This window comes from Kitasatospora indigofera (assembly GCF_014655955.1).
GTDB lineage: Bacteria > Actinomycetota > Actinomycetes > Streptomycetales > Streptomycetaceae > Kitasatospora > Kitasatospora indigofera.
On the sequence record NZ_BNBO01000046.1, the window covers coordinates 1 to 26086 of the forward strand.

Sequence of the window (26086 nt, forward strand, 5' to 3'; positions counted from 1 at the left end):
AGCCCTGTAAGGGGTGGAGCTGACCGGTACTAATAGGCCGAGGGCTTGTCCTCAGACGCTCGCGTTCACTGTGTGGTTCCCGGGTAGCGAACAGCTATCGCCGGTGACGGACCGATGTATCGGTCCAACCACGATAAAGAGACACCTCTTAACTAAAAAGTGTGTTTCGCTGAATACCCGATAGGGTTTCGGTGGTCATAGCACGAGGGAAACGCCCGGTTACATTCCGAACCCGGAAGCTAAGCCTCGTTGCGCCGATGGTACTGCAGGGGGACCCTGTGGGAGAGTAGGACGCCGCCGAACAATCATTCAAAGGCCGTGGCCCCAGCGATTCGCTGGGGCCACGGCCTTTTTGTTTTTCTCGAACGCAGGTAATCCGGCTCCTCGGGACCTCCGCCCAGACGCGGGGTTGTCCCGGATGCCGGACAATGGAGATGGTGCGCGGCCACGAGGCCGGCATCGAACCGCTCCGGGCGCTGGTGTCGCCCGAGGTAGCGGTAGAGCTGAAGTAGCAGAAGGAGTCACCACGATGCCGAACCCGCCCCAGGACCGACCCGAGCGCCGCCCGGACGACGGCCGCGGCTACGAGCCCCGGTCCCGCGGTGGCTTCAACCGTGATGACCGTGGCCCCCGTCGGGACGACCGCCCCGCTGGTGGCGGTTACAACCGTGACGACCGTGGCCCGCGCCGCGACGACCGCCCCTCCGGTGGCGGCTACAACCGCCCGGCCGGCGGTGGCTTCAACCGTGACGACCGTGGTCCGCGCCGCGACGACCGTCCGTCGGGTGGCGGTTTCAACCGTGACCGTGACGACCGCGGTGGCTTCCGCCGTGACGACCGCCCGTCCGGCGGTGGCTTCCGCCGCGACGACCGTCCGTCGGGTGGCGGCTTCAACCGTGACGACCGTCCGTCCGGCTTCAACCGGGACCGTGACGACCGTGGCCCGCGTCGCGACGACCGTCCGTCGGGTGGCGGTTTCAACCGTCCCTCCGGCGGCGGTTTCAACCGTGACGACCGTGGTCCGCGCCGCGATGACCGTCCGTCGGGTGGCGGTTTCAACCGTGACCGTGACGACCGCGGCGGCTTCCGCCGTGACGACCGCCCCTCGGGCGGCGGCTTCAACCGTCCCTCCGGCGGCGGTTTCAACCGTGACGACCGTGGCCCGCGCCGTGACGACCGCTCCTCCGGCGGCGGTTTCAACCGTGACGATCGTGGTCCGCGTCGCGATGACCGTCCGTCGGGTGGCGGTTTCAACCGTGACGACCGTCCGTCCGGTTTCAACCGGGACCGTGACGACCGTGGCCCGCGTCGCGACGACCGCCCCTCCGGCGGCGGCTTCCGCCGTGACGACCGTCCCACGGGCGGTGGCTTCAACCGTGACGACCGTGGCCCGCGCCGCGATGACCGTCCGTCGGGTGGCGGTTTCAACCGTGACCGTGACGACCGCGGCGGCTTCCGCCGTGACGACCGCCCCTCGGGCGGCGGCTTCAACCGTCCCTCCGGCGGCGGTTTCAACCGTGACGACCGTGGCCCGCGCCGTGACGACCGCCCCTCGGGCGGCGGCTTCAACCGTCCCTCCGGCGGCGGTTTCAACCGTGACGACCGTGGCCCGCGCCGTGACGACCGCCCCTCCGGCGGCGGCTTCCGCCGTGACGACCGTCCCTCCGGTGGTGGCTTCAACCGTGACGACCGTCCGTCCGGTTTCAACCGGGACCGTGACGACCGTGGCCCGCGTCGCGACGACCGCCCCTCCGGCGGCGGCTTCCGCCGTGACGACCGCCCGTCGGGTGGCGGTTTCAACCGTGACCGCGACGACCGCGGCGGCCGGCCGTACGAGAACCGTGGCGAGAGCCGCGGGGGCGGCCGCTTCGAGGGGCGCCGGGAGGAGTACCGCCGGGACGACCGTGGGGGCTACGACGACCGTCGTGGCAACTACGAGCCGGTCAAGCGGCTGCCGATCCCCGAGGACGTCACGGGCTTCGAGATCGACGCCGACGTGCGCCAGGAGCTCAAGAGCCTGCCCAAGACGCTCGCGGACGACGTCGCCCGCAACCTGGTGATGGTCGCCCGGCTGCTCGACACCGAGCCGGAGGAGGCCTACCAGTACTCCCGCGTCGCGCTGCGGCTCGCGTCCCGCGTCGCCGCCGTGCGTGAGGCGGCCGGGTTCGCCTCGTACATGACGCAGCGTTACTCCGAGGCGCTGACCGAGTTCCGCGCCTCCCGCCGGATGACCGGCCGGGTGGACCTGTGGCCGGTGATGGCCGACTGCGAGCGCGGTCTGGGCCGCCCCGAGCGCGCGCTGGCGATGGCCGGCGAGCCCGAGGTCAAGCAGCTGGACAAGGCCGGCCAGGTCGAGATGCGCCTGGTCGCCGCCGGTGCCCGTGGCGACATGGAGCAGTTCGACGCCGCCGTGGTGACCCTGCAGAGCCCCGAGTTGGCCTCCAACTCGGTGCACCCGTGGAGCGCCCGCCTGCGGTACGCCTACGCCGAGGCCCTGATCGCGGCCGGCCGTGCCGACGAGGCCCGCGACTGGTTCGCCAAGGCGGCCGACGCGGACACCGACGGTTCGACCAACGCCTCCGAGCGGCTGGCCGAGATCGACGGCCTGGAGTTCGTCGACGCCCTCGACCCCGACCTGGACGTCGAGGAGGGCGAGGAGTCCGAGGACGCGGCGCAGGCCGAGACCGAGGCTCCTGCCAAGTCGCGCGGCAAGGCCCCCGCGGGCGGCGTGCCGGACGAGCGGGAGATCTTCGAGGACGAGGAAGACGTCGAGGAGTACTACGACGAGGACGACCTGGAGATCGACGAGGACTTCGACGGCCGCGCCCCCCAGCGCGCGGAGCAGGCGGACGAGCGCGACGAGCGCTGACCGTCCGTCCCGGCGGATCTGACGAAAGGCCCTGCCGCACCCTCTCGGGTGCGGCAGGGCCTTTCGTCGTTCCGGGGCCGGCCACGGCCGGGTCCCCGGGGCCGGTGACCGTGCCGGCTCAGCCCAGTTCGAGGCTGCGGATCACCAGCCCGGTGGCCGGTTTCGGGCCGAAGGAGGTGGACTTGCGGGGCATCGTGACGCCCTGCTCGGCCAGCCGCCGGACCACGCTCTCCTTGACCGGGTGCAGCAGGACGGCCGTGCCGCCGGTACGGGCGGCCTCCCGTTCGGCGCCGGCGGCCGTGTGCAGGTAGCCGATGTCGTCCGGGCCGTCCGGGACGTGCCAGGTGTGGTCCAGCAGGGTGGAGTGCAGGACCGTCGCGTCCAGGTGGCGCCACTCCTGCGGCTTGTCCTGCGGCACGGTCGCGTCCAGCTGGGCCTCGTCCGGCTCGCCGATCAGCCAGAACTGGCCGTCCCCGCCGGTCAGGACGAAGCCGTTGCCGCCGTGCCGCTTGAGCTCGGCGAGGGCCTCCAGGGCGCTGGTCAGCGGCCCGGCGATCTCCTTGACCTGCCAGTGGTCCCCCAGCCGCTCCAGCGCCTCGGCGACCGGCAGGCGGTAGAGCACCCGGTGGATCGCGCGGACCCGCAGCGGGTAGCGGGCGGTGTCGACCAGCAGCACCAGGCCGCGGTCCCAGGGACTGCGGGGCAGGTGCCGGTGCTCGCGCTGGAGCCGCAGGTACATCTCCCAGCGGTGGTGGCCGTCGGCGATCAGCGCCCGGCAGGTGGCCAGGTCGCGGGAGACCTCGGCGAGGTCGGCCGGCGCGGTGACCGCCCACAGCCGGTGGTGGGTGCCGTCGGTGGTGGTCGTGGTGAGCAGCGGCTCGCCGAGCACGGCGCGTTCGATCACGCCGGCCGCGCCGCCGTTGCCCCGGTAGGTGAGCAGCAGCGGTTCGAGGTTGGCGCGGGTGGTGCGCATCAGGCCGACCCGGTCGGCGACGGGTTTGGGCATCACGTCCTCGTGCGGGAGCACGACCCCGCCCTCGGGGCCGCTGACCGCCAGCGCGCCGATCAGGCCGCGCTGCACCCGCCCGGGGCCGGTGCCGTCGTCGGCGGCCCGTTGCTCGTAGACGTACAGCGCGGGCGCCGGGTCGGGGACCAGCACGCCCTCGCGCCGCCAGGCCCGCAGCAGTCTCGCCGCGTGCCGGTAGCGGGTGTCGCGGTCCGGCCGGTCGCCGGCGTCCTCGGGCTCGGGACGCGGCAGGATGAGCCGTACGACGTTGTGCGGGTCGGCGGTCTCCAGATCGAGCCGCCGGCCCGGATCGACCACGTCGTACGGGGGTGAGGTGACGGCGGCGAGCGTGCCGACCCGGTCGGGGTCGTACCGAAGGCCGCGGAAGGGGGACAGGGACAGCCCTGCGGTGGCGACGTGCCCGGGATCGCCGGGGCCGCCCTGCGGAGACTCCGCTCCGCTTTCTGCACTGGGTGCACTCATTCTGGGCATCGTAATCGGGTACGCGTTGTTGAGAGATCGGAACACCCGGCCGACCGGCAGGTCGGGGAGTGGGACGGACCGGGAGCGAGGTACGGGATGAGCGACGGGCAGGAGCGGGTCGGCGGCGGCGGGCCCACCGAGGGCGGGGGCGGTGCGCCCGGGCAGGGGCGGCCGGGCGAGCCGACGGGTGATGTGTACGACTGGTACCGGCGCGGTGCGAAGCTGCTGGCCGAGGGCCATCCCGGGGCCGCGGTGCAACTGCTGGCCCGGGCGGCGGCGGCCGAGCCGCAGTCGCACAGCATCCGCGAGGCGCTGGCCAGGGCGCAGTACGACGCGGGTTCGTACGCGGCCGCGCTGGAGAACTTCCGGGCGGTGGCGATGGCCGACCCGTCGGACGACTACGCTCGGTTCGGCTGGGGGATCTCGGCCGCCCGGCTGGGCGACTTCGAGACCTCCGCCAAGCACCTGGCACTGGCGGTGGCGATGAGCCCCGGGACGGCCCACTACCGGGCCGCGCTCAAGCAGACCCGGGCGACGCTGGCGGCCCGGGCCGGGGCGTACGGGCCGCTGCTGCCCGGCGCGCCCGGCTACCTGGAGCCGCCGGCCGACGCCGCGCCCGGGACCGTCCGGCCGGAGGGCCCGGCAGGCGGGGGCGCGGCGGGCCGGGGCGAGGACCAGGGCACGGACAAGGCCGGCAATGGCGCGGGCGACGCGGAGCTGACGGACAACGAGGATGAGCACGGATGAACGACACGGCAACCACCGCCCGGCGCACCGTACCGGCCGGCAGTGACCGCCCGCTGACCGAGGCGTACGACACCGCCCTGCTCGACCTCGACGGGGTGGTGTACGCCGGACCGGACGCGATCCCGCACGCGGTGGAGTCGCTGGAGGCGGCCCGGGCCGCCGGGATGCGCCTGGCGTACGTCACCAACAACGCCTCCCGCCCGCCGCAGGTGGTGGCCGGTCACCTGACCGGGCTGGGAGTGCCGGCCGAGGCCGGGGACGTGATCAACTCGGCGCAGGCGGCGGCCCGGCTGGTGGCCGACAAGGTGCCGGCCGGCTCCAAGGTGCTGGTGATCGGCGGCGCCGGTCTGGTCGAGGCGGTGGCCGAGCGCGGCCTCGTGGCCGTCCGTTCGCTGGACGAGGGACCGGCCGCGGTGGTGCAGGGGTACGACCCGTCGGTGGGCTGGGCGCAGCTCGCGGAGGCCTCCTACGCGGTGCAGCAGGGGCTGCCGTGGGTCGCCTCCAACACGGACCTGACCATCCCGACCGCCCGCGGCATCGCTCCGGGCAACGGGACGCTGGTGGCGGCCGTCCGGGCCGCGACCGGGGTCGAGCCGGAGGTCGCGGGCAAGCCGATGCCGCCGATGCACCGCGAGACGGTGCTGCGGACGGGCGCGAAGCGGCCGCTGGTGGTCGGCGACCGCCTGGACACCGACATCGAGGGCGCGCACAACGGCGGGGTGGACAGCCTGCTGGTCTTCACCGGCGTCACCACCCCCGCGCAGTTGCTGACCGCGCCCGTCGAGCACCGGCCCACCTACCTGGCCGAGGATCTGCGCGGCCTGCTGATGGCGCAGTCCGCGGTGGAGCCGGCCGACGGCGGGGGTTTCGCCTGCGGCGGCTGGACGGCCACGGTCGCGGAGGGTGTGCTGCGGCTCGACGGGGTCGGGGAGGACCGCTACGACGGGCTGCGGGCGCTCTGCGCGGCTGCCTGGACGGCGCTGGACGCCGGCGCCGCCGGTGCCGGTGCGCCGGACGGCCGCAAGGCCTTGGCGGACCTCGGCTTCTGAACCGGCAGCCGGCCGGAGGGTGCCCGGCGGCCCGGGGAGACCGGGGCCGCCGGGCACTTGCGTGCCCGGGCCGGGTCGAGGGCCGGGCGGGCCGGCGGGCGCGGCCCCGGCGGCCCGCCCGGGGCGGGGCGGGCACGGCGGCGGGCGGGCCCGTGGACCGTCAGGACGGTGCGGTGCGCGGGCTCAGAGCAGGGTGCGCAGCCGGAGCAGGTCGCGGAACCCGGCCTCCAGCTTGACCCGGCCGCCGGCCCAGGCCGAGGCGAAGTTCAGCCGGCCGCCGACCAGGGCGACCAGGTCGTCGCCGGACATCGCCAGCCGGATCTCGGCCCGTTCGGCCGGGCCCCCGGGGGCCTCGGTGACGTCCTGGATCCGGCCCTCGCGCAGCCGGCCGTGGAAGGTGATGTCCAGATCGGTGATCCAGCAGGTCAGCGAGCGGTCGAGGGCGGCGGCCTTGCGGACGTCGCCGGTGGAGTTCGCCATGTTCCGGCTGAGCTGCTCCAATGCCTCGCGGCACTCCTCGGCGTTGGCCATGGCTGCTGTCCACTCCTGCTTCTGCGGTTCCCGGAGCCTCACGCTATCGCAGCCCGGTGGGGGGATCGCCTGCAGCGGGCCGGGGCACCTTGGCGGTAGCGTCGTCAGTGGGCGCCGGGCCGGTCCGGGGTCTTCCACGACGGAGTGATGCACGAAGGAGGCGCCCGGATGCTTCGGGACACGGTGCGGGGATTTGTCACGGTCGCCTCCGGGCTGGCCGAGGAGGCCGGGAAGCGCGTCGTGCTGACCGCCGCCGAACTGCTCGAACGCAGCGGGATCGACCTGGCCGAGGTCGAGCGGAAGGCGCGCGCGGCCGGCCAGTTCCCGCCCTCGGTCAAGTCGTTGCAGACGCTGGCGGAGGAGGCGGTCACCGCCGGCCGGGCCGGCTTCGACCTCGCCACCGGCGTGGCCCGCAACGAGGTGGAGAAGGCCTTCGAGAAGGTCGGCGACCAGGTGACCAAGGTCGGCGTGGTGCTGGCGTACCTGGAGAGCAGACTCCGGGACGTCGAGGAGGACACCGCCCCGGAGGCGGCCCGGCCGGCCGACAAGAACGGCGCGGCCGCGGCGCGGGCGGACGGGCTGTTCGGCCACGGCTGGGAGCACGGCGGCGAGTCCCAGGACACCGGCGGCCGGACCGGCGAGCCGATAGTGGCCGAGCGGGTGCCGGTGGACGACGGCGGGTCGCCGGAGCCGGGCGCCGAGGCACCGGCCCGCGAGGCCTGGGCCGCCGAGGAGCCGGACGCCGGCGCCCCGCGGCCGTCGGCGCGGACGGCGCCGGCCAAGCGCGCGGCGGCCGGGAAGGCCGCCCGGAAGACGGCCGGGAAGCCGGCGGGCAAGGCCGGGACGGGGACGCCCGCCGAGCAGGCGCCTGCCAAGCCGGCCTCCGCCAAGCAGGCGCCGGCCAAGCAGGCTCCGGCCAAGCAGGCTCCGGCGAAGCAGACACCGGCGCGGCGGACCCCGGCCAAGGGCGCGCCCGGCAAGGGCGCGGCGGCCGCCGGCGGCAGCGCACCGGACAAGGCGGCGGCGGACAAGGCGGCGGCCAAGAAGGCCGCGGCGAAGAAGCCGGCGGCGAAGAAGGCCGCAGGCAAGAAGACCACGGTCACCAGGACGGCGTCGGCCGGCCAGCCGACGGCGAAGAAGGCGGCCCCGGCGGGCGGCGCGGCCAAGCGGGCGGCGACCAAGCGCACCACCGTCCGCCGGACGACGAGCAGCAAGGGCCCCGATGCCTGACCTCGGCGCGCCTCCCGGCGCCGCTCCCGTCCCCGCAGCCGTCGCCCGGCCGGCCGCCCCCGCCGCGGCCGGCCGGGACACCGAAGTGCGTCCGCTCGGCGTGGAGTTCACCCCGACCGGCGATCCGGAGGTGGACGCGGCGCTCGGGCGGCTGGAGGTCCTGGACGGGGTCCCGACCGAGGGACACCTCCCGGTGTACGAAGATGTCCATCAGCGGCTCGGGGAGACCCTCGCCGCGCTCGACCGGCCCTGAGGCCGGCCGCGGTCCCTTTCGCGGGTCCGTTCGCGGTGGTCCGGCCTTCCCTTCGGCCGTCCCGTTCGGCGGTCGGCGTCGGGGTCGGGGTCGGGGCGTCCCGTCCGGGCCGTGCGTTCCTCGGTTCGTTCGGCCGGTTCGTTCGAAGCCGGTCCGAGCAGTCCGTCCGAGCAGTCGGTCCGAGCAGTCCGTTCAAGAAGTCCGTTCAAGCAGGCAGCACCTGCCGGCAGCACACCGCGGTGGACGGCGCGGTGGGCGGTGGCAGGCAGCGGTAGGAGCTGAAACCCAGTGGCAGTGGCACGACGCCGACTCGACGCGGAGCTGGTCCGCCGCAAGCTGGCCCGGTCGCGCGAGCACGCGTCCGAGCTGATCGCGGCCGGGCGGGTGACCGTCGGCGGCACCACCGCGACCAAGCCGGCGACACAGGTCGAGACCGCGGCGGCCGTGGTGGTCGCCAAGGACGAGAACGACCCGGACTACGTCTCGCGCGGCGGGCACAAGCTGGCGGGCGCCTTCGCGGCCTTCGTCCCGCAGGGCCTCGTGGTGGCCGGCCGCCGGGCGCTGGACGCCGGCGCGTCCACCGGCGGCTTCACCGACGTCCTGCTGCGGGCGGGCGCCGCGCACGTGCTGGCGGTGGACGTCGGCTACGGGCAGCTGGCCTGGTCGCTGCAGAGCGACGAGCGGGTCACCGTGATGGACCGCACCAACGTGCGCGAGCTGAACCTGGAGCAGATCGGCGGCACGCCCGTCGACCTGGTCGTCGGGGACCTGTCCTTCATCTCGCTCGGACTGGTGCTGCCGGCCCTGGCGGCCTGCAGCGCCGCGGACGCCGACCTGGTGCTGATGGTCAAGCCGCAGTTCGAGATCGGCAAGGAGCGGCTCGGCAGCGGCGGGGTGGTCCGCAGCCCGGAGCTGCGGGCCGAGATGGTCCGCCGGGTGGCCGCCCAGGCCTGGGCTCTCGGGCTCGGGGTGCGGGCGGTCACCGCCAGCCCCCTGCCCGGCCCGTCCGGGAACGTCGAGTACTTCCTGTGGCTGCGCCGGGACGCCGCGGAGCTGGACCCGGCCGAGGCGGACCGGGCCGTCGCGGAGGGCCCCGGATAGGGTGCTCTGCGGACGTCCGGCCGCCATGCCGAGTGGCGGCCGCACCGGGCCGAGGGCGACCCGAGCCCCCGACAGGCGACCCGGCAGGCGTAGGGAGAGGGCAGCATGACTGAGGAACGTACGGTCTTCCTGATCGCGCACACCGGTCGCGAGACCGCGCTGCGCAGCGTCGAAGGACTGGTGCACGGCCTGCTGAAGGCGGGGATCCGGATCAGGCTGCTGGCCGCCGAGGCGGTCGACCTGGACCTCCCGGACGGTGTCGAGCGGGTCGCCGGGGGCGAGGGCGCGGCGGACGGCTGCGAGCTGATCCTGGTGGCCGGCGGGGACGGCACGCTGTTGCGCGGCGCCGAGCTGGCCCGCGAGCACGGGCTCCCGATGCTGGGCATCAACCTCGGCCGGGTCGGCTTCCTCGCGGAGGCCGAGCGCGACGATCTCGCGGTGGTCGTGGAGCGGGTGGTCGACGCCGACTACGAGGTCGAGGAGCGGATGACCCTCGACGTGCTGGTGCGCACCAACGGTGACGTGATCCACCAGGACTGGGCGCTGAACGAGGCGTCCATCGAGAAGGCCTCGCGGGAGCGGATGCTGGAGGTGGTGACCGAGGTGGACGGCCGGCCGGTCTCCAACTTCGGGTGCGACGGGGTGGTCTGCGCGACGCCGACCGGCTCGACGGCGTACGCCTTCTCGGGCGGCGGCCCGGTGGTGTGGCCGGAGGTGGAGGCGCTGCTGATGGTGCCGATCAGCGCGCACGCGCTGTTCGCCCGGCCGCTGGTGACCTCGCCGCACTCGGTGCTGGCGGTCGAGGTGCAGCCGAAGACCCCGCACGGGGTGCTCTGGTGCGACGGCCGCCGTTCGGTCGAACTGCCCGCCGGCGCGCGGGTGGAGGTCCGTCGCGGGCAGACGCCGGTCCGCCTGGCGCGGCTGCACCGGGCGCCGTTCACCGACCGGCTGGTGGCCAAGTTCGCCCTCCCGGTGACCGGGTGGCGCGGGCGCGGCGGAGCCTGCTGAGGCTCCGAGGACCTTCCAGTACGGACGGCAGGCATGGCCGGGGACCGCTGCACGGGCCCCGCCGGAGGCGCCCGGGCGGGCGCGGTGAAGGGGGAGTGGCGATGAACGGCACGATAGCGGCGGTCAGCCGCAGCGCGGGGCACGACTTCAGCAAGCCGAACCTGCCGAGCGTACGGCTGCTCGCGGGGCTCGGCGTGGAGGGCGACGCCCACCTGGGGGTGACCGTCCAGCACCGCTCGCGGGTCGCGCAGGACCCGACGCAGCCGAACCTCCGTCAGGTGCACCTGATCCACGCCGAGTTGCACGACGAACTGCGGCTGGCGGGCCACCCGGTGGCGGCCGGCGAACTGGGGGAGAACATCACCACCCGCGGGCTCGACCTGCTGGGCCTGCCCCGGGGCGCCCGGCTGCACCTGGGCGAGGAGGCCGTGGTCGAGGTGACCGGGCTGCGCAACCCCTGCCTGCAGATCGAGGCCTTCCAGGAGGGCCTGCTGAAGCGGGTGGCCGGCCGGGACGAGGCGGGCAACGTGGTCCGCAGGGCGGGGATCATGGGCGTCGTGCTCGCGGGCGGTGAGGTCCGTCCCGGCGACACCGTCCGGGTCGAGCTCCCGGACGGGCCGCCGCTGCCGCTCGAACGGGTCTGAGGCCCCGGGGCCCTCCCGCTCCCGCCGGCGGGAGCGGGAGGGCCTCAGACGGCCAGTGGCTGGCGCCCGTCGGCGGCCGACCAGCGGTCGCCCGCCTCGGCCAGTGCGGCCACGGCGGCCAGCCGCTCCACCGCGTCCGGGACGGCCGCCGCGGGCACCGTGAGCGGGATCCGCAGGAAGTTCTCGAAGGCACCGTCGGCGCCGAACCTCGTCCCGGCCGCGATCCGCACACTGCCGCGCTCCCCGGCGCGGGCGAGCGCGGCGCCCGAGACCCCGTCGGTGGCCAGCCAGAGGCTGAGCCCGCCGGACGGCTCGGCGAACCGCCAGTGCGGCAGCCGCTCGCGCAGCCCGGCCGTCAGGGCCGCGGCGGTGGCGCGCAGCTGCCGCAACTGGTGCGCGCGGACGTCCGCCAGCTGCTCGCCGAGCATCACGGCGGCGATCAGCTGGTCCAGCACGGGGGTGCCCAGGTCGGTGTAGACCCGGTCGGTGGCCAGCTGGCGCACCAGCGCGGGCGCCGCCCGGACCCAGCCGATCCGCAGGCCGCCCCAGAGCAGCTTGCTGGCCGAGCCGACGGTGACCACCTGGGCGGCGCGGTCCAGCGCGGCCGTGGGCCGCGGCAGCAGGCTCTCGTCCTCGATCCCCCAGCCGAGTTCCGCGGTGGTCTCGTCGGCCAGCACCACCGTCCCGGCGGCCCGGGCCGCCGCCAGCAGCTCCCGGCGCTGCTCCTCGTCGATCAGTGCCCCGGTCGGGTTGTGGAAGTCGGGGATCACGTACGCGGCCTTCGGGGCCGCGCCGCGCAGCACCCGGCGCCACTCGGGGAGGTCCCAGAGCGGCAGCCGGTCGGGGCCGCCGGGCCAGGCGTGCGGCACCGGCACCAGGCGGGAGCCGTTCAGCCGCAGCGCCTGCAAGGTGTGCGCGTAGCTCGGCGACTCGACCGCGACCCGGTCGCCGCGCCCGAGCAGGGTCCGTTGCAACAGGTGCAGGGCGCTCATCGCGCCGGTGGTGATCAGGATCTGGTCGGGGGTGGTGGGCAGGCCGCGGGCGGTGAACCGGCGGGCCACCGCCTCCTGGAGGACCGGCAGGCCGGTGGGGTAGCAGCCGTGCCCGGCCGCGTAGGCGGGCAGCTGCTCCACGGCCCGGGCGGCGGCCTCGCCGAGGAAGGGCTGCGGGGCGGGCAGCGCGGCGACCCCGAGGTCCAGCACCCGGCCCTGCTCGTCCGGCGGGACGGGGTGCATGGCGTCGCTGGGCGGCGGGGCGCCCTCGGGCAGCGCCGTCCAGCTGCCGGCGCCGCGCCGGCTGTGCAGGTAGCCCTCGCCGCGCAGGGTCTCGTAGGCGGTGGCGACGGTGGTGCGGCTCACCGCCAGCGCGAGGGCCAGTTCCCGCTCGGCGGGCAGCCGCGCGCCGACCGGCAGCCGGCCGGCCGAGACCAGCGTGCGGACCTGGTCGGCCAGCGTGCGGTAGGCGGGGCGGTGCCCGGCGGGCTCGGGCAGCCGGGTGCTCCCCAGCAGCCGGGCCAGCGCGGCGGGGGTGACGGTGCTGTGCCATTCGGCCACGGGAATCAGTCCACTTGCTCGTCATTGGCCCTGGGAACGGCCCAGGTGGCCTGGTCATCATGGCACTGCGGCCATCGGGCCCGCCAGTGGACCGGGCGAACCGGTCCGACGCACCCGCAGCCCCCGCAATCCCGTACTGCCCCCCGCAGCACCGCAAGGAGACACCGATGGCCGTCGTCGCCGCACCCGAACGAGCCCCCGTGACCCTGGCCGGCCGCGCCCTCGGCCGCCGCGTCCCGCAACTGCTGGCCGGACTGCTGCTCTACGGCTCCAGCATGGGCCTGATGATGCGCGCCACCCTCGGCGTCAACCCGTGGGACGTCCTGCACCAGGGCCTGCAGCGCCACCTGGGGCTCTCGATGGGCGCCTGGGTGACCATCACCGGCGCCGCTGTCCTGCTGCTCTGGATCCCGCTGCGCCAGCGGCCCGGCGTCGGGACCGTCGGCAACGTGCTGCTGCTCGGCCTGGCCATGGACGTCACCCTGCGGACGGTCGGCGCCCCCGGCCCGCTGCCCGCCCGGATCGCGCTGCTCGCCCTCGGCATCCTCCTCAACGGCCTGGCCACCGGCCTCTACATCGGCGCCCGGCTCGGCCCGGGGCCGCGGGACGGCCTGATGACCGGCCTGCACCGGCGCACCGGCCGCTCCCTGCGGCTGATCCGGACCGGCATCGAACTGACCGTGCTGCTCGTCGGCGTCCTGCTCGGCGGCACCGCCGGGATCGGCACCGTCGCGTACGCGCTGGCCATCGGCCCGCTGGCGCAGTTCTTCCTGCGCCACTGCGCCGTGACGCCGGCCGTGCCCGAACCGGCCGCCCCGGCACTGCCCGAGCGGCCCGCCGGACCGCCCTCCCGGACCGGTGCCCCGGCCGGCCCGGCGGCCGCCGCCGAGGTCACCGCGGTGCCCCGGAACTGATGAACTTGGGGCCGCGGAGCCGTCGCTCGTCGCGCGGCGGGGGTGGAACCTCGTAAGGTCGTCTCCGTGTTGGACGAGATGCGGATACGAGATCTTGGTGTCATCGACGACGCCGTGGTCGAGCTGGCACCGGGGTTCACCGCCGTGACCGGCGAGACCGGCGCCGGCAAGACCATGGTGGTGACCAGCCTCGGCCTGCTGCTCGGCGGCCGGGCCGACCCGGGCCTGGTGCGCGGCGGCGCGGGCCGGGCCGTGGTCGAGGGCAGGATCGAGCTGCCCGCCGGCTCCCCGGCGGCCGCCCGTGCGCTGGAGGCCGGCGCCGAACTCGACGACGGCGCGCTGCTGATCAGCCGTACCGTCTCGGCCGAGGGCCGCTCCCGGGCGTTCGTCGGCGGCCGGGCCGTGCCGGTCGGGCTGCTCGCCGAACTCGGCGAGGACCTGATCGCCGTGCACGGCCAGACCGACCAGCAGCGGCTGCTGCGCCCCTCGCGCCAGCGCGGCGCGCTGGACCGCTACGCGGGCGAGAGCCTGACCGGGCCGCTGGAGCGCTACCGGGAGGTCTACCGCGACCTGCGGGAGGTCTCCGCGACCCTGGAGGAGCTGACCACCCGGGCCCGCGAGCGCGCCCAGGAGGCCGACCTGCTCCGCTTCGGGCTGGACGAGGTCGGCGCGGCCGAACCGGTGGCCGGCGAGGACACCGAGCTGGCCGCCGAGGCCGAGCGCCTGGGCCACGCAGACGCGCTGTCCTCCGCCGCCACGCTGGCCCACGCCGCCCTGGCCGGCGACCCGGCCGAGCCCGACTCGCTGGACGCGGGCACCCTGCTCGCCCAGGCCCGCCGGGCGCTGGACGGCGTCCGGGCGCACGACGAGCGGCTCGCCCCGCTGGCGGACCGGCTCAACGAGGTCGGCTACCTGCTGGCCGACGTCGCGGGCGACCTGGCCGGCTACGCGGACGACCTGGACGCCGACCCCGTCCGGCTGGCCGCGGTGGAGGAGCGCCGCTCGGTGCTCGCCCACCTGCTGCGCAAGTACGGCGGCCCGGAGAACACCCTGGCCGAGGTGCTGGCCTGGGCCGAGGCCGGCGCCGCCCGGCTCGCCGAGCTGGACGGCGACGACGAGCGGATCGACGAGCTCGCCGCCCGCGAGGGCGAACTGCGCACCGAGCTGGCCCGGCTCGCCGCCGAGGTGTCGGCCGCCCGTGAGGCGGCCGCCGGCCGCTTCGCCGAGGCCGTCTCGGCCGAGCTCGCCGAGCTGGCCATGCCGCACGCCCGGGTGACCTTCCGGATCAGCCGGACGGACGACCCGGCCGGGCTGGAGATCGACGGACGCACCGTCGCCTACGGCTCGCACGGCGTGGACGAGGTCGAGGTGCTGCTCGCCCCGCACCCGGGCGCCTCGCCGCGCCCGATCGCGAAGGGCGCCTCGGGGGGTGAGCTGTCCCGGGTGATGCTCGCCGTCGAGGTGGTGTTCGCCGGCGCGGACCCGGTGCCGACGTACCTCTTCGACGAGGTCGACGCCGGCGTCGGCGGCAAGGCGGCGGTGGAGATCGGCCGCCGGCTGGCCAAGCTGGCGCAGAGCGCGCAGGTCGTGGTGGTCACCCACCTGCCCCAGGTCGCGGCCTTCGCCGACCGGCACCTGGTGGTGGAGAAGACCAACGACGGCACCGTGACCCGCAGCGGCGTCAAGGTGCTGAGCGACGAGGAGCGGGTCCGGGAGCTGTCCCGGATGCTGGCCGGCCTGGAGGACTCCGAGCTGGGCCGCGCCCACGCCGAGGAGCTGCTGGCCGCCGCCCGCGCCCCGCGCGGCCGCTGACCCGCCCGCGGCCGTCGTGGCCGCCGCCGTCCGGGCGGCGGCCACGACGCGCCCCATCGAGGTGCCGACTGTCCAAGAGGGCTGCCGACCTGGCATCGTGGCGCCTGGACACTGGCCCTCCAGTCCCGAGCGCCGCTCGCGGGCCCCACCGGCTCCCTGCCCACCACCACGGGCCAGGGGGCGCCTCCCGGCCACAACACCGGGAGGAGCGGGACCCGGAAGCGGCGGTCAGTACCTGATCGAGTCGGAGCGAGACGACGTGGACACATCCGCTGCCCGGACCTCGGCGGCCGCCCCCGAACCGGGGCAGCTGCACGTGGTACTCGTCCTGTCCGCCGGTACCGGTGGCATCGGCGCGCACGTGCGCTCCCTGGCACAGGGCCTGGTCGCGCACGGAGTGACCGTGACCGTCTGCGCGCCCGCCGGGGCGGACGCGCTGTTCGGCTTCTCCCGGACCGGCGCCCGGTTCCACCTGGTCGACATCACGCCCACGGCCGGCGCCCGCAGCGACGCCGCCGCGATCGGCGAACTGCGCCGCGCCTTCACCGGCGCCGACGTGGTGCATGCCCACGGCCTGCGGGCCGGGCTGCTCTCGGACCTGGCGCTGCGGACGGCGGGCCGGTTCCCGGGCCTGCGCCCGGAGACCCCGCTGGTGGTCACCTCGCACCAGGCGATGCTGGCCACCGGGATGGAGCGCCGGCTCCAGCGGCTGATGGAGCGCCGGGTGGCGCGGGCCGCCGACCTGGTGCTCGGCGCCTCCTCGGACCTGGTCGCCCGGGCCCGCGAGCTGGGTGCCACCGACGCCCGGCTGGGCCCGGTCGCCGCCCCGCCGATGCCGCCGGGCTCGCTGGACCGGGCCGCCGCCCGGGCCGCCCTGCTCGGCGGCGGCCCGGACCGTCCGCTGGTGCTGGCGATCGGGCGCCTCGTCCCGCAGAAGGCCTTCGGGCAGCTGCTGGACGCCGCCCGGGAGCTGTCGGGGCTGGACCCCCGGCCGCTGGTGGTGATCGCGGGCGAGGGCGCGGAGGGCCCGGCGCTGCGCGACCGGGTGGCCGCCGAGCGCCTGCCGGTCGAGCTGCTCGGTTACCGCACGGACGTCCCGGACCTGCTGGCGGCCGCCGACGTGGTGGTGGTCAGCAGCCGCTGGGAGGCCCGCTCGCTGGTGGTGCAGGAGGCGATGCGGGCCGGGGTCCCGGTGGTCTCCACCGCCGTCGGCGGGATCCCCGAGCTGGTCGGCGACGCCGCCGTGCTGGTCCCGGCGGGGGACGCCCCCGCGCTGGGCAGGGCCGTCCGCGAGCTGCTGGCCGACCCGGACCGCCGCGGCCTGCTGGCCGGGGCGGGTCGCCAGCAGGCCGGCACCTGGCCGGACGAGGCCGCCACGGTGGCCCAGGTGCTCAGCACCTACGACGAACTGGTGCAGCGCGGCTGACCCGGGGCCCGGCCCGCGCCGCGGCGGGCGGCCGGGCCCCGGGTGGGGGCGCGGGGCTCAGACGGTGGCCTGCTCCCCGAGGTCGGCCGCCGCCGGCCCGTCCGCGCGGGCGGCCGGCTGGGCGGACAGGTAGGCACCGCCGCAGGCGGTCAGCCGCAGCGCGGTGTCGATCAGCGGCACGTGGCTGAAGGCCTGCGGGAAGTTGCCGACCTGGCGCTTGAGCCGCGGGTCCCACTCCTCGGCGAGCAGCCCGATGTCGTTGCGCAGCGACAGCAGCTTGTCGAACAGCTCCCGGGCCTCGGTGACCCGCCCGATCATCGCCAGGTCGTCGGCCAGCCAGAAGGAGCAGGCCAGGAAGGCCCCCTCGTGCCCGGACAGCCCGTCGACGTTGTTCCCCTCGTCGTCGTGGGTCGGGTAGCGCAGGACGAAGCCGTCCTCGGTGGACAGCTCGCGCTGGATCGCCTCGATGGTGCCGATCACCCGCTTGTCGTCCGCCGGCAGGAAGCCGACCTGGGGGATCAGCAGCAGCGAGGCGTCCAGCTCCCGGCCGCCGTAGTACTGGGTGAAGGTGTTGCGCTCCGGGTCGTAGCCCTTCTCGCAGACGTCCCGGTGGATGGTCTCGCGCAGCTCCCGCCAGCGCTCCAGCGAGCCGTCGTCCGGCGCGTCGGCCGGGGCCTGCTCCAGCAGCTTGATGGTGCGGTCGACGGCGACCCAGGCCATCACCTTGGAGTGGACGAAGTGCCGGCGCGGCCCGCGGACCTCCCAGATGCCCTCGTCGGGCTCGGTCCAGTGCTCCTCCAGGTAGCTGATCAGCTTGAGCTGGAGGTGGTGGGCGTGGTCGTTGCGGGTCAGCCCGGTCATGTGGGCCAGGTGCAGGGCCTCGACGACCTCGCCGTAGACGTCCAGCTGGAGCTGGCCCGCCGCGCCGTTGCCGACCCGCACGGGCAGGGAGCCCTCGTAGCCGGGCAGCCAGTCCAGCGAGGACTCGGTGAGCTCGCGCTCGCCCGCGATGCCGTACATGATCTGCAGGTTCTCCGGGTCGCCGGCGACGGCCCGCAGCAGCCACTCGCGCCAGGCCCGGGCCTCGTCCCGGTAGCCGGTGCGCAGCAGCGAGGAGAGGGTGATCGCGGCGTCCCTGAGCCAGGTGTAGCGGTAGTCCCAGTTGCGCTCCCCGCCGATGTCCTCGGGCAGCGAGGTGGTGGGCGCGGCGACGATGCCGCCGGTGGGGGCGTAGGTGAGGCCCTTGAGGGTGATCAGCGAGCGGACCACGGCCTCGCGGTACGGGCCCTGGTAGGTGCACTGGCCCGCCCAGTCGCGCCAGAAGTCCTCGGTGGCGGCGAGCATCTCCTCGGCGTCCGGCGGGCTGGGGGCGTCCAGGTGGGAGGCCTGCCAGGTGAGCGCGAAGGCGATCCGCTCGCCGGCCCGGACGGTGAAGTCGGCGTACGTGGTGAGGTCGCGCCCGTAGGTCTCGGCCTCGCCGTCCAGCCAGACCGAGTCGGGCCCGGCGACGGCGACGGTGCGGTGGCCGCCGTCGGGCTGCTCGACCCGGTGCACCCAGGGGACGACCCGGCCGTAGCTGAACCGCATCCGCAGGGCGGAGCGCATCCGGACCTTGCCCTCCAGGCCCTCGACGATCCGGATCATCTGCGGCACCGAGTCGCGGCCGGCCAGCGGCCGGGGCGGCATGAAGTCGATCACCCGGACCTTGCCGCCCTGGGAGTCCCACTCCTGCTCCAGGATCAGCGAGTCGCCGCGGTAGCGCCGGCGGTCGGCCGGCAGGGCCGGGGCCGCGGCGGTCGGCGGCGGGATCCGGAGTTCACCCGTTTCGGTGAAGGCGTTGCGCGGCGCCGGCGTGCTCGCGGCGGCCGGGGCGGCGACGGCCTCGGCCGGGCCGATCCGCCAGAACCCGTGTTCATCGGTGCCCAGCAGCCCGGCGAACACGGCCGGGGAGTCGAATCTGGGCAGACACAGCCAGTCCACCGCCCCGTCCCTGCTGACCAGGGCGGCGGTCTGCATGTCCCCGATGAGTGCGTAGTCCTCGATACGGCCGGCCACGTGGATCTCCAGTTCGCAAGGTGGGCACGACGCGTACGGCGACGGCTTGGAGCGAGCGGGAGCGATCCCGGTCCCGACCGCGCCGGGCACCTCGGCGGACCTGCCGCGGTGGTGGCGGGGCCGGCGGGTGTTTCGCGAGGGGCTGAGGTGGGCCCCCGCGGGGCGGGGAGGAACGGGGTGGCGGGGAGGTCCGGTCGCGCATCGGGGACCGAGGGGTGTGCTGGCCCTCCCTCGCCCTCCGCGTGCTCTGCTGTCGGCGATGCGTCCGTGCAGCTTACGTCGGGCAGGTGGGGCTGAGCACATGCACAGTGGCCCGTGTGGCGGCATATTCCGGCCGAAATGCCGTTCTTCGGCGCCGCGGCGCCGAGGATCATCCTGATGGGCCATGCGGAGGTGATCCTTCCGGGCCGGTGCTCCTGGCCCGGAAGGGGGCGGCTCCGGCGCACCCGGGGACGGGCCGGAAGGCAGCCGGTCCGGCTCACTGATACCCTGGTATCCCGTGGACTGGTGGGGTCAAACGCCCCGGACCAGCCGACCGACGACCCCGCCGGAACTCCTCCAGGAGCCCCGGCCGAGCACGCTCACCGAGCACCTGCTCCGCGTCGCGAGGCGAGCCGAGGGCCCCCGCCCCTAGTCACTTCGACACGCGACCCACGGGAGCCCCCTCTTGGCACAGCCCCATTCCGGCAAGGCATCGAACGGCCGCGCCGTGACGACCAAGCACCTCTTCGTCACCGGGGGTGTCGCCTCTTCGCTCGGCAAGGGCCTCACCGCCTCCAGCCTCGGAGCCCTGCTCAAGGCCCGCGGGCTGCGCGTGACGATGCAGAAGCTCGACCCGTACCTGAACGTCGACCCGGGCACGATGAACCCGTTCCAGCACGGTGAGGTGTTCGTCACCGACGACGGTGCGGAGACCGACCTGGACGTCGGCCACTACGAGCGCTTCCTCGACACCAACCTGCACGGTTCGGCGAACGTCACCACCGGCCAGGTCTACTCCACGGTCATCGCCAAGGAGCGCCGCGGCGAGTACCTCGGCGACACCGTCCAGGTCATCCCGCACATCACCAACGAGATCAAGTCCCGGATCCGCCGGATGGCGACCGACGACGTCGACGTGGTGATCACCGAGGTCGGCGGCACCGTCGGCGACATCGAGTCGCTTCCGTTCCTGGAGGCCGTCCGCCAGGTCCGCCACGAGGTCGGCCGGGACAACGTGTTCTTCGTGCACGTCTCCCTGCTGCCGTACATCGGCCCCTCGGGCGAGCTGAAGACCAAGCCCACCCAGCACTCGGTCGCGGCCCTGCGCAACATCGGCATCCAGCCGGACGCCATCGTGCTGCGCGCCGACCGCGAGGTCCCGCAGGCCATCAAGCGCAAGATCTCGCTGATGTGCGACGTGGACGAGGAGGCCGTGGTCGCGGCGATCGACGCCAAGTCGATCTACGACATCCCCAAGGTGCTGCACGGCGAGGGCCTGGACGCCTACGTGGTGCGCCGCCTGGACCTGCCGTTCCGCGACGTCGACTGGACCACCTGGGACGACCTGCTGCGCCGGGTCCACGAGCCCCAGCACATCGTCAAGGTGGCGCTGGTCGGCAAGTACATCGACCTGCCCGACGCCTACCTCTCGGTCACCGAGGCGCTGCGGGCCGGCGGGTTCGCCAACAACGCCCGGGTCGAGATCAAGTGGGTCACCTCCGACAACTGCAGCACCCCCGAGGGCGCGCAGGAGCAGCTGGGCGACGTGGACGCGATCTGCATCCCCGGCGGCTTCGGCGACCGCGGTGTGGACGGCAAGGTCGGCGCGATCACCTACGCCCGTGAGAACAAGGTCCCGCTGCTGGGCCTCTGCCTGGGCCTGCAGTGCGTGGTCATCGAGGCGGCCCGCAACCTGGCCGGCCTGCCGGAGGCGAACTCGACCGAGTTCGACGCCGCCGCCAAGTACCCGGTGATCTCGACCATGGCCGAGCAGCTGGCCATCGTCGACGGCAAGGGCGACCTGGGCGGCACCATGCGCCTGGGCCTGTACCCGGCGAAGCTCGCCGAGGGCTCGATCGTCCGTGAGGTCTACGGCGGCGAGCAGTACGTGGACGAGCGCCACCGCCACCGCTACGAGGTCAACAACGCGTACCGCGCCGACCTGGAGAAGACCGGCCTGCAGTTCTCCGGCCTCTCCCCGAAGGGCGACCTGGTCGAGTACGTCGAGTACCCGCGCGAGGTGCACCCCTACCTGGTGGCCACCCAGGCCCACCCGGAGCTGAAGTCCCGCCCGACCCGCCCGCACCCGCTGTTCGCGGGTCTGGTGGCGGCCGCCATCAAGATCAAGACCGGCGACCAGTAACCGGCCCGTGCTCCATCGGACGGCGGGAGCGCGGCCACCCGCGCGGCCGCCGTTCCGCGTACATTAGCGTCGTACTGACGAAAAGGGGAGAGAAGCGATGACGCACGCAACGCAGCCGATCCGGGACGAGGCCGAGCAGTGGCGGGTGCTCAGCACCGAGACGCCGTTCCAGGGCCGGGTCACCGGGGTGCGGACCGACCGGGTCGAGATGCCGGACGGCTCCGTCGCGCGCCGCGACTACCAGATCCACCCCGGCTCGGTCGCCGTCCTCGCCCTCGACACCCAGCAGCGGGTGCTGCTCGTGCGCCAGTACCGCCACCCGGTCCGCCAGCGGCTGTGGGAGCTGCCGGCCGGCCTGCTCGACGTCCCCGGCGAGAACCCGCTGCACGCCGCCCAGCGCGAGCTGTTCGAGGAGGCGCACTGCAAGGCGGGGGAGTGGAAGGTCCTGGTCGACTTCTACACCTCCCCCGGCGGCACCGACGAGGCCCTGCGGCTGTTCCTCGCCACCGACCTCGCCGAGGCCGAAGAGGAGCGCTACGCCGCGCACGGCGAGGAGCTGGAGATCGAGTTGGCCCGGGTGCCGCTCGGCGAGCTGGTCGCGCTGGTCCTGGCCGGCGAGCTGCACAACCCGACGCTGGTCACCGGTGTGCTCGCACTGCAGGCCGCGCTGGCCGCCCCGGGCGGCACGGCCGCCCTGCGCCCCGCCGGATCTCCCTGGCCGGCCCGGCCGTTCGGGCACGGCTGACCGGCTCGGGCGCCCGGCCGCCGGGCCGTTGATCCACGGGGGTGATTTACCGGTTCGTACGACCGGATCCCGGCCCCGCGGTGCCCCGCGCCGGGCCGCGCTCGAACTACGCTTCGCAAACAGGGCCCGGGACGGGCCGGCTTCGCTGAGTGACAGGTCGGGAGTGGCGCTGGTGGCGAGGAAGACGGCGACGATGGACGCACGGCCGGCCCCGGACGGAGCCGCGGACCAGTTGCCCGCCGGTCCCGCCGTGTTCGCCGGGCGCCGCACCGAACTCGCCGCCCTGCGGGCCGCCGCGGCCCGGCCCGCCGAGGGCCGCAGTCCCGTCCTGGTGCTGGCCGGGCGCCCCGGCTCCGGCCGCACCACGCTGGCCGTCCGCTTCGCCCGGGACGTGGCCGCCGACTACCCCGACGGCGTGCTCTTCGCCCGGCTCTCCGCCCCCGACGGCGGCCGGGCGGCGCCCGGCCAGGTCGCCCGCCGGCTGCTGGAACAGCTCGGCGCGCCGGTGGACGCGATGCTGCTGCCCGGTGCGGGGGAGGAGGGCCGGGACGACCCCGCCTGCGTGCGGCTGCGGGCCGCGCTGACCGGCCGCCGGGTGCTGCTGCTGCTGGACGACGTCAAGGACGCCGGCCAGCTCTGGCCGCTGCTCGCGGACGAACCCGGCTGCCTGGTGGTCGCCACCACGGCCGGTCCGCTCACCGGCATCGAGGACATCGACCCCTGCATCCTCGGCGGTCTGGAACAGCCCACCGCGGTCGGCCTGCTCGGCGAGCTGGTCGGCGGCAACCGGATCAGCTGCGACCCGGTCGGCGGCGCGGACCTGGCCGAGGCCTGCGCCTCCCGTCCGGCAGCGTTGCGGCTGATGGCCGGCTGGCTGCGGGCCAACCCCAAGTCTGCGGTGACGGACGCGGCGCGTGAACTGGTGAGTGTGACCGGGACGGTCGGCGGGGCCGCCAAGGCCGGTGCGGTGAAGGCCGGTGCGGTGAAGGCCGCCGCCGTGAAGGGCGGTGCCGTGAACGGCGGGGCCGCCGGGCCCGGCGGCTTGAACGGAGCGGCGGCGGGGAACCCGGCCGGCGCGACCGGGCCGGCCGCCGTCGGGGGCACCCCGGGCACGAAGGACGCCGGCCCGGCCGGCGGGGCCGCCGTCAACCGGAGGCGCGCGGACGGCGTGCCCGTCGGTGGGACGCCCGTGGGTGTGACGCCGGCAGGTTCGCCGCCCCCCGGTGCGGGGCCGACGGACGGGAAGCCCGTGGCCGGCCCGCCGGGCAAGGGCACCGCCTCGCCCGGGGGCGCGGCCGGCGCGCCGGGCACCCGCGCGGCCGCGGGCCGGGCCGGCAAGGGCCGCAAGGGGAGGGCCGGCGCGGGGCGCCCGGCCGCCGCGGCCGGCCCCGCGCTGCGGACCCCGCCGGTGGCGCCCGCCACCGGGCCCGCCACGGCTCCGGGAGCCGGGCCCGCCGCCGCTCCCACGGCCGGGCCCGCCGCCGGGGACGCCGGCGACCGCCCATGGGTCACCCTGCCGCCGGGGGCGGCCGAACCCGTGCCCGTACCGGACAACGACCCGCTGATCGGCGCGTTCACCCTGCTCTACGGCACGCTGCCGCCCGCCCAGGCGCGGATGCTGCGGACCCTGACCCTCGCCCCGGCCCAGATCGCCGATCTCCGGACCGCCTCCGCGCTGGTCGGCTGCCCGGCGCCGGAGGCGGCGGCCGCCCTGGCGGCGCTGGCCGGCCACGAACTGCTCGGCGAGGAGCCGCCCGCCGCCGACGGCACGCCCCGCTACCGGGTGCCGGGCCGGCTGCACCCGCGGCTGGTCCAGCTGCGGGAGGCCGTCGACCGCCCGACCGAGACCGAACTCGCCCGGGCCCGGCTGCTGGAGCGGCTGGTCCGGCTGGTGGACTCGGCGCGGGCCCTGCTGGACCCGGCCGGCGGCCCGGCGCCCGAGCCGCTGCCCGGGCCGCTGCGGCTGCGCAGCGCCGTCCAGGCCCGCCAGTGGCTGCTCGGCGAGCGGGACCTGCTGCTGGGCGCGGTGGCGGACGCCATCGGCCAGGGCGACCTGGACGGCTCGGCCGGCCGGCTGGTCACCGCGCTGCTGCGCGCGCTGCCGCTGACCGGTGCCGCCGCCCCGGCCGACCTGCACCAGCTGCACGAGCTGGTGCTGCGGGTGGCCGAGCGGCACGGCGCCCCCAGGCGGGCGGCGGCCGCGCTGCTCAACCTGGCCGACCTGCACGTCGCGGCCGGGCACTGGGAGCAGGCGGCGGAGCGGTTCCGGGCGGCGCTCGGGGCGGCCCGCGAGGCGGCGGACGAGCCGGCCTGCGCGCGGGCCCTGGAGGGGGCGGCCGGCTGCCACCGCGCGCTGGGCGACGCCGTCCGCGCCGCCGACGCGTACGGACGGGCGCTTGCCCTGCGGCAGACCCTGGGGGACCAGCCGGCCGAGGCCCGATTGCTCGCCAGGGTCGCGGAGGCGCACGTCGCCCAGCGCCGGTTCGAGGAGGCCGAGCGGGAGTACCGGGCGTCCCTCGCGGTGCTGCGCAGGCTGGGCGACGAGCAGGGCAGGGCGGCGGTCACGGCTGCCGTGCAGCGGCTGCGCGAGCAGGTCGATGGCGGTTGGTGACGATCGGCTTCGGAGTAATGTCGCAGATGCCTTTTTTGCTCGATTTTGGCGGGGAAGTGGCCTAGCAAGCCTACGAACCTGCCAATGTGTCCGGCTGATTTAGTCAGTTTGGAAGGCTGACACGCCGCCTGGGCTTCATTACACTCGAACCTAGTCGCGCAGCGAACTGTGCCCCGGTGTCTTCCGGAGGCTTCCGCGCGCGTCGCCCACCGGTCTTCCCCCGGCTGGGACCACAGGCAAGAGGGACGTGTTTAGCCGTGACCAAGGTCGGCATCCCCCGCGAGGTCAAGAACCACGAGTACCGCGTGGCCATCACGCCCGCCGGCGTGCATGAGCTGGTCCGTAACGGACACGAGGTCTACATCGAGGACAACGCCGGCGTCGGCTCCTCGATCCCCAACGAGGAGTACGTGGCCGCCGGTGCGACCATCCTCCCCACCGCCGACGAGGTGTGGGCCACGGCCGACCTGCTGCTGAAGGTCAAGGAGCCGATCGCGCAGGAGTACCACCGCCTGCGCAAGGGCCAGACCCTCTTCACCTACCTGCACCTGGCGGCCGACCGGGCCGGCACCGACGCGCTGCTCGCGTCCGGCACCACCGCCATCGCGTACGAGACGGTGCAGCTCGCCAACGGCGCGCTGCCGCTGCTCGCCCCGATGTCCGAGGTCGCGGGCCGGCTGGCCCCGCAGGTCGGCTCCTACCACCTGATGCGCCCGGCCGGCGGCCGCGGCACCCTGCCCGGCGGTGTGCCCGGCACCCACCCGGCGAAGGCCGTCGTCATCGGCGGTGGCGTCTCCGGCTGGCACGCGGCCACCATCGCCATCGGCATGGGCTACGACGTGACCCTGCTCGACCGCGACATCAACAAGCTGCGCGAGGCGGACAAGATCTTCGGCACGAAGATCAAGGCGATCGCCTCCAACGCCTTCGAGCTGGAGAAGGCCGTCCTCGACGCCGACCTGGTGATCGGCGCCGTCCTGATCCCGGGCGCCAAGGCCCCCAAGCTCGTCACCAACGAGCTGGTCTCCCGGATGAAGCCGGGCTCCGTGCTCGTCGACATCGCGATCGACCAGGGCGGCTGCTTCGAGGACTCGCGCGCCACCACGCACGACAACCCGACCTTCCAGGTCCACGACTCGGTCTTCTACTGCGTCGCGAACATGCCGGGCGCCGTCCCGAACACCTCCACCTACGCGCTGACCAACGCCACGCTGCCCTACATCGTGGAGCTGGCCAACCGTGGCTGGAAGGACGCCCTGCGCCGGGACGCCGCGCTGGCCAAGGGCCTGAACGCGCACGAGGGCCAGATCACCTACGCGGGTGTCGCCGAGGCCTTCGGCCTGGAGTCCGTCTCCCTGGAGAGCGTGCTCGCCTGACGCTCCCTCAGCCCGGCCCGCCCCCGCCCGGGGGCGGGCTGCCGGCCCCCGGCCCGCTCCCCTCGGGCCGGGGGCTTCGGCATGCCTGCGAACGGCCGCCCCCGGCTCCGGGCGGGAGCCTGCCGGGCCCTCCGGACGCCTCCCCGGGGCCCGTCGGCGCGTCCGCGGGCCGGCCGCGCGCCGTCGCCGGAAGTACACCGTGCGGTCACGCATTGTTCACCGTCGGGGTGCCGTGCGAGTGTCGTCAATTTCTGTGGGTCGCGTCACCCGACCGCAGAAACGTTAGGGTCAAGGGCCCGCCCATCCCTTGACAGCGGGTGGCCCGATAG

18 protein-coding genes, 1 rRNA gene and 1 pseudogene are annotated in these 26086 nt (G+C 75.2%); 16 read left to right on the forward strand and 4 right to left on the reverse strand.

All coding sequences use genetic code 11. The annotated features are described in order from the left end of the window. Positions 1-187: 187 nt before the first annotated feature. Together rrf and IE329_RS42225 are read left to right on the forward strand one after the other, a co-directional pair. Positions 188-303, forward strand: a 5S ribosomal RNA gene (gene rrf, locus IE329_RS29480). A 226-nt stretch (positions 304-529) separates the two neighbouring features. Next, a complete protein-coding gene (locus IE329_RS42225) occupies positions 530-2869 on the forward strand; it encodes a tetratricopeptide repeat protein (protein WP_461782307.1) in 2340 nt (779 codons plus the stop codon). 118 nt (positions 2870-2987) lie between these two features. Here the strand turns inward: IE329_RS42225 and IE329_RS29490 are convergent, their stop codons facing one another. Continuing rightward, positions 2988-4358 carry a DUF1015 family protein gene (locus IE329_RS29490; RefSeq protein WP_190214050.1) on the reverse strand — a complete coding sequence of 457 codons (1371 nt, stop codon included), beginning with the start codon at positions 4356-4358 and terminating at the stop codon, positions 2988-2990. Positions 4359-4454: 96 nt separating this feature from the next. Between IE329_RS29490 and IE329_RS29495 the strand changes: the two genes are divergently transcribed. Both IE329_RS29495 and IE329_RS29500 read left to right on the forward strand, forming a co-directional pair. After that, positions 4455-5105, forward strand: a complete 651-nt coding sequence (locus IE329_RS29495; protein ID WP_190214051.1) for a tetratricopeptide repeat protein — start codon at positions 4455-4457, stop codon at positions 5103-5105. After that, positions 5102-6154, forward strand: a complete 1053-nt coding sequence (locus IE329_RS29500; RefSeq protein ID WP_190214052.1) for an HAD-IIA family hydrolase — start codon at positions 5102-5104, stop codon at positions 6152-6154. The genes IE329_RS29495 and IE329_RS29500 overlap by 4 nt, the downstream gene beginning before the upstream one ends. A gap of 183 nt (positions 6155-6337) precedes the next feature. Here the strand turns inward: IE329_RS29500 and IE329_RS29505 are convergent, their stop codons facing one another. After that, complete coding sequence (locus tag IE329_RS29505; protein WP_073923550.1) at positions 6338-6685, reverse strand: sterol-binding protein; 348 nt, start codon at positions 6683-6685, stop codon at positions 6338-6340. A gap of 168 nt (positions 6686-6853) precedes the next feature. On the opposite strand from IE329_RS29505, the gene IE329_RS41645 reads away from it, so the two are divergent. The 5 genes from IE329_RS41645 (at position 6854) to IE329_RS29530 (ending at position 10921) form a co-directional block, all read left to right on the forward strand. After that, positions 6854-7915: a hypothetical protein gene (locus IE329_RS41645; protein ID WP_190214053.1), complete on the forward strand. Its 1062-nt coding sequence runs from the start codon at positions 6854-6856 to the stop codon at positions 7913-7915. Next, entirely contained in the window at positions 7908-8168 is a 261-nt protein-coding gene (locus IE329_RS29515) for a hypothetical protein (RefSeq protein WP_190214054.1), read from the forward strand. Before IE329_RS41645 ends, IE329_RS29515 begins: the two co-directional genes overlap by 8 nt. Before the next feature lie 294 nt (positions 8169-8462). Then, entirely contained in the window at positions 8463-9269 is an 807-nt protein-coding gene (locus IE329_RS29520; RefSeq protein WP_190214094.1) for a TlyA family RNA methyltransferase, read from the forward strand. Positions 9270-9374: 105 nt separating this feature from the next. After that, positions 9375-10277, forward strand: a complete 903-nt coding sequence (locus tag IE329_RS29525; protein ID WP_073923553.1) for an NAD kinase — start codon at positions 9375-9377, stop codon at positions 10275-10277. A 101-nt stretch (positions 10278-10378) separates the two neighbouring features. Further along, a complete protein-coding gene (locus IE329_RS29530) occupies positions 10379-10921 on the forward strand; it encodes an MOSC domain-containing protein (protein WP_190214055.1) in 543 nt (180 codons plus the stop codon). Between the two features lie 44 nt (positions 10922-10965). On the opposite strand, the gene yczR is transcribed toward IE329_RS29530, so the two are convergent. After that, complete coding sequence (gene yczR / locus IE329_RS29535) at positions 10966-12474, reverse strand: MocR-like transcription factor YczR (protein ID WP_190214056.1); 1509 nt, start codon at positions 12472-12474, stop codon at positions 10966-10968. 167 nt (positions 12475-12641) lie between these two features. On the opposite strand from yczR, the gene yczE reads away from it, so the two are divergent. The 3 genes from yczE (at position 12642) to IE329_RS29550 (ending at position 16626) form a co-directional block, all read left to right on the forward strand. Then, complete coding sequence (gene yczE / locus IE329_RS29540; RefSeq protein ID WP_190214057.1) at positions 12642-13388, forward strand: membrane protein YczE; 747 nt, start codon at positions 12642-12644, stop codon at positions 13386-13388. A gap of 78 nt (positions 13389-13466) precedes the next feature. Continuing rightward, positions 13467-15200 carry a DNA repair protein RecN gene (gene recN, locus IE329_RS29545; protein ID WP_190214095.1) on the forward strand — a complete coding sequence of 578 codons (1734 nt, stop codon included), beginning with the start codon at positions 13467-13469 and terminating at the stop codon, positions 15198-15200. 259 nt (positions 15201-15459) lie between these two features. Further along, the gene (locus IE329_RS29550) at positions 15460-16626 is read left to right on the forward strand and encodes a glycosyltransferase family 4 protein (RefSeq protein ID WP_190214058.1); all 1167 of its coding nucleotides are present in this window, start codon (positions 15460-15462) and stop codon (positions 16624-16626) included. 138 nt (positions 16627-16764) lie between these two features. Here IE329_RS29550 and IE329_RS29555 read toward each other — a convergent pair. Further along, a pseudogene (locus IE329_RS29555) lies at positions 16765-18681 on the reverse strand (glycoside hydrolase family 15 protein); the annotation flags it as partial. 709 nt (positions 18682-19390) lie between these two features. On the opposite strand from IE329_RS29555, the gene IE329_RS29560 reads away from it, so the two are divergent. From IE329_RS29560 to ald, 4 genes are all read left to right on the forward strand, one after another. Continuing rightward, on the forward strand, positions 19391-21025 hold the full coding sequence (locus tag IE329_RS29560; protein ID WP_190214060.1) for a CTP synthase: 1635 nt from the start codon (positions 19391-19393) through the stop codon (positions 21023-21025). A gap of 97 nt (positions 21026-21122) precedes the next feature. Continuing rightward, positions 21123-21770, forward strand: coding sequence for an NUDIX domain-containing protein (locus IE329_RS29565; protein WP_190214061.1), 648 nt, complete (start codon positions 21123-21125; stop codon positions 21768-21770). 193 nt (positions 21771-21963) lie between these two features. Then, a complete protein-coding gene (locus IE329_RS29570) occupies positions 21964-24381 on the forward strand; it encodes an AAA family ATPase (protein WP_190214062.1) in 2418 nt (805 codons plus the stop codon). Between the two features lie 257 nt (positions 24382-24638). Further along, a complete protein-coding gene (gene ald, locus IE329_RS29575) occupies positions 24639-25757 on the forward strand; it encodes an alanine dehydrogenase (protein WP_190214063.1) in 1119 nt (372 codons plus the stop codon). Positions 25758-26086 lie beyond the last annotated feature (329 nt).

Coding starts and splice junctions, on each gene's coding strand:
- IE329_RS42225 (WP_461782307.1), top strand. CDS start 530: ATGCCGAACCCGCCCCAGGACCGACCCGAGCGCCGCCCGGACGACGGC.
- IE329_RS29490 (WP_190214050.1), bottom strand. CDS start 4,358: ATGAGTGCACCCAGTGCAGAAAGCGGAGCGGAGTCTCCGCAGGGCGGC.
- IE329_RS29495 (WP_190214051.1), top strand. CDS start 4,455: ATGAGCGACGGGCAGGAGCGGGTCGGCGGCGGCGGGCCCACCGAGGGC.
- IE329_RS29500 (WP_190214052.1), top strand. CDS start 5,102: ATGAACGACACGGCAACCACCGCCCGGCGCACCGTACCGGCCGGCAGT.
- IE329_RS29505 (WP_073923550.1), bottom strand. CDS start 6,685: ATGGCCAACGCCGAGGAGTGCCGCGAGGCATTGGAGCAGCTCAGCCGG.
- IE329_RS41645 (WP_190214053.1), top strand. CDS start 6,854: ATGCTTCGGGACACGGTGCGGGGATTTGTCACGGTCGCCTCCGGGCTG.
- IE329_RS29515 (WP_190214054.1), top strand. CDS start 7,908: ATGCCTGACCTCGGCGCGCCTCCCGGCGCCGCTCCCGTCCCCGCAGCC.
- IE329_RS29525 (WP_073923553.1), top strand. CDS start 9,375: ATGACTGAGGAACGTACGGTCTTCCTGATCGCGCACACCGGTCGCGAG.
- IE329_RS29530 (WP_190214055.1), top strand. CDS start 10,379: ATGAACGGCACGATAGCGGCGGTCAGCCGCAGCGCGGGGCACGACTTC.
- yczE (WP_190214057.1), top strand. CDS start 12,642: ATGGCCGTCGTCGCCGCACCCGAACGAGCCCCCGTGACCCTGGCCGGC.
- recN (WP_190214095.1), top strand. CDS start 13,467: ATGCGGATACGAGATCTTGGTGTCATCGACGACGCCGTGGTCGAGCTG.
- IE329_RS29565 (WP_190214061.1), top strand. CDS start 21,123: ATGACGCACGCAACGCAGCCGATCCGGGACGAGGCCGAGCAGTGGCGG.
- IE329_RS29570 (WP_190214062.1), top strand. CDS start 21,964: ATGGACGCACGGCCGGCCCCGGACGGAGCCGCGGACCAGTTGCCCGCC.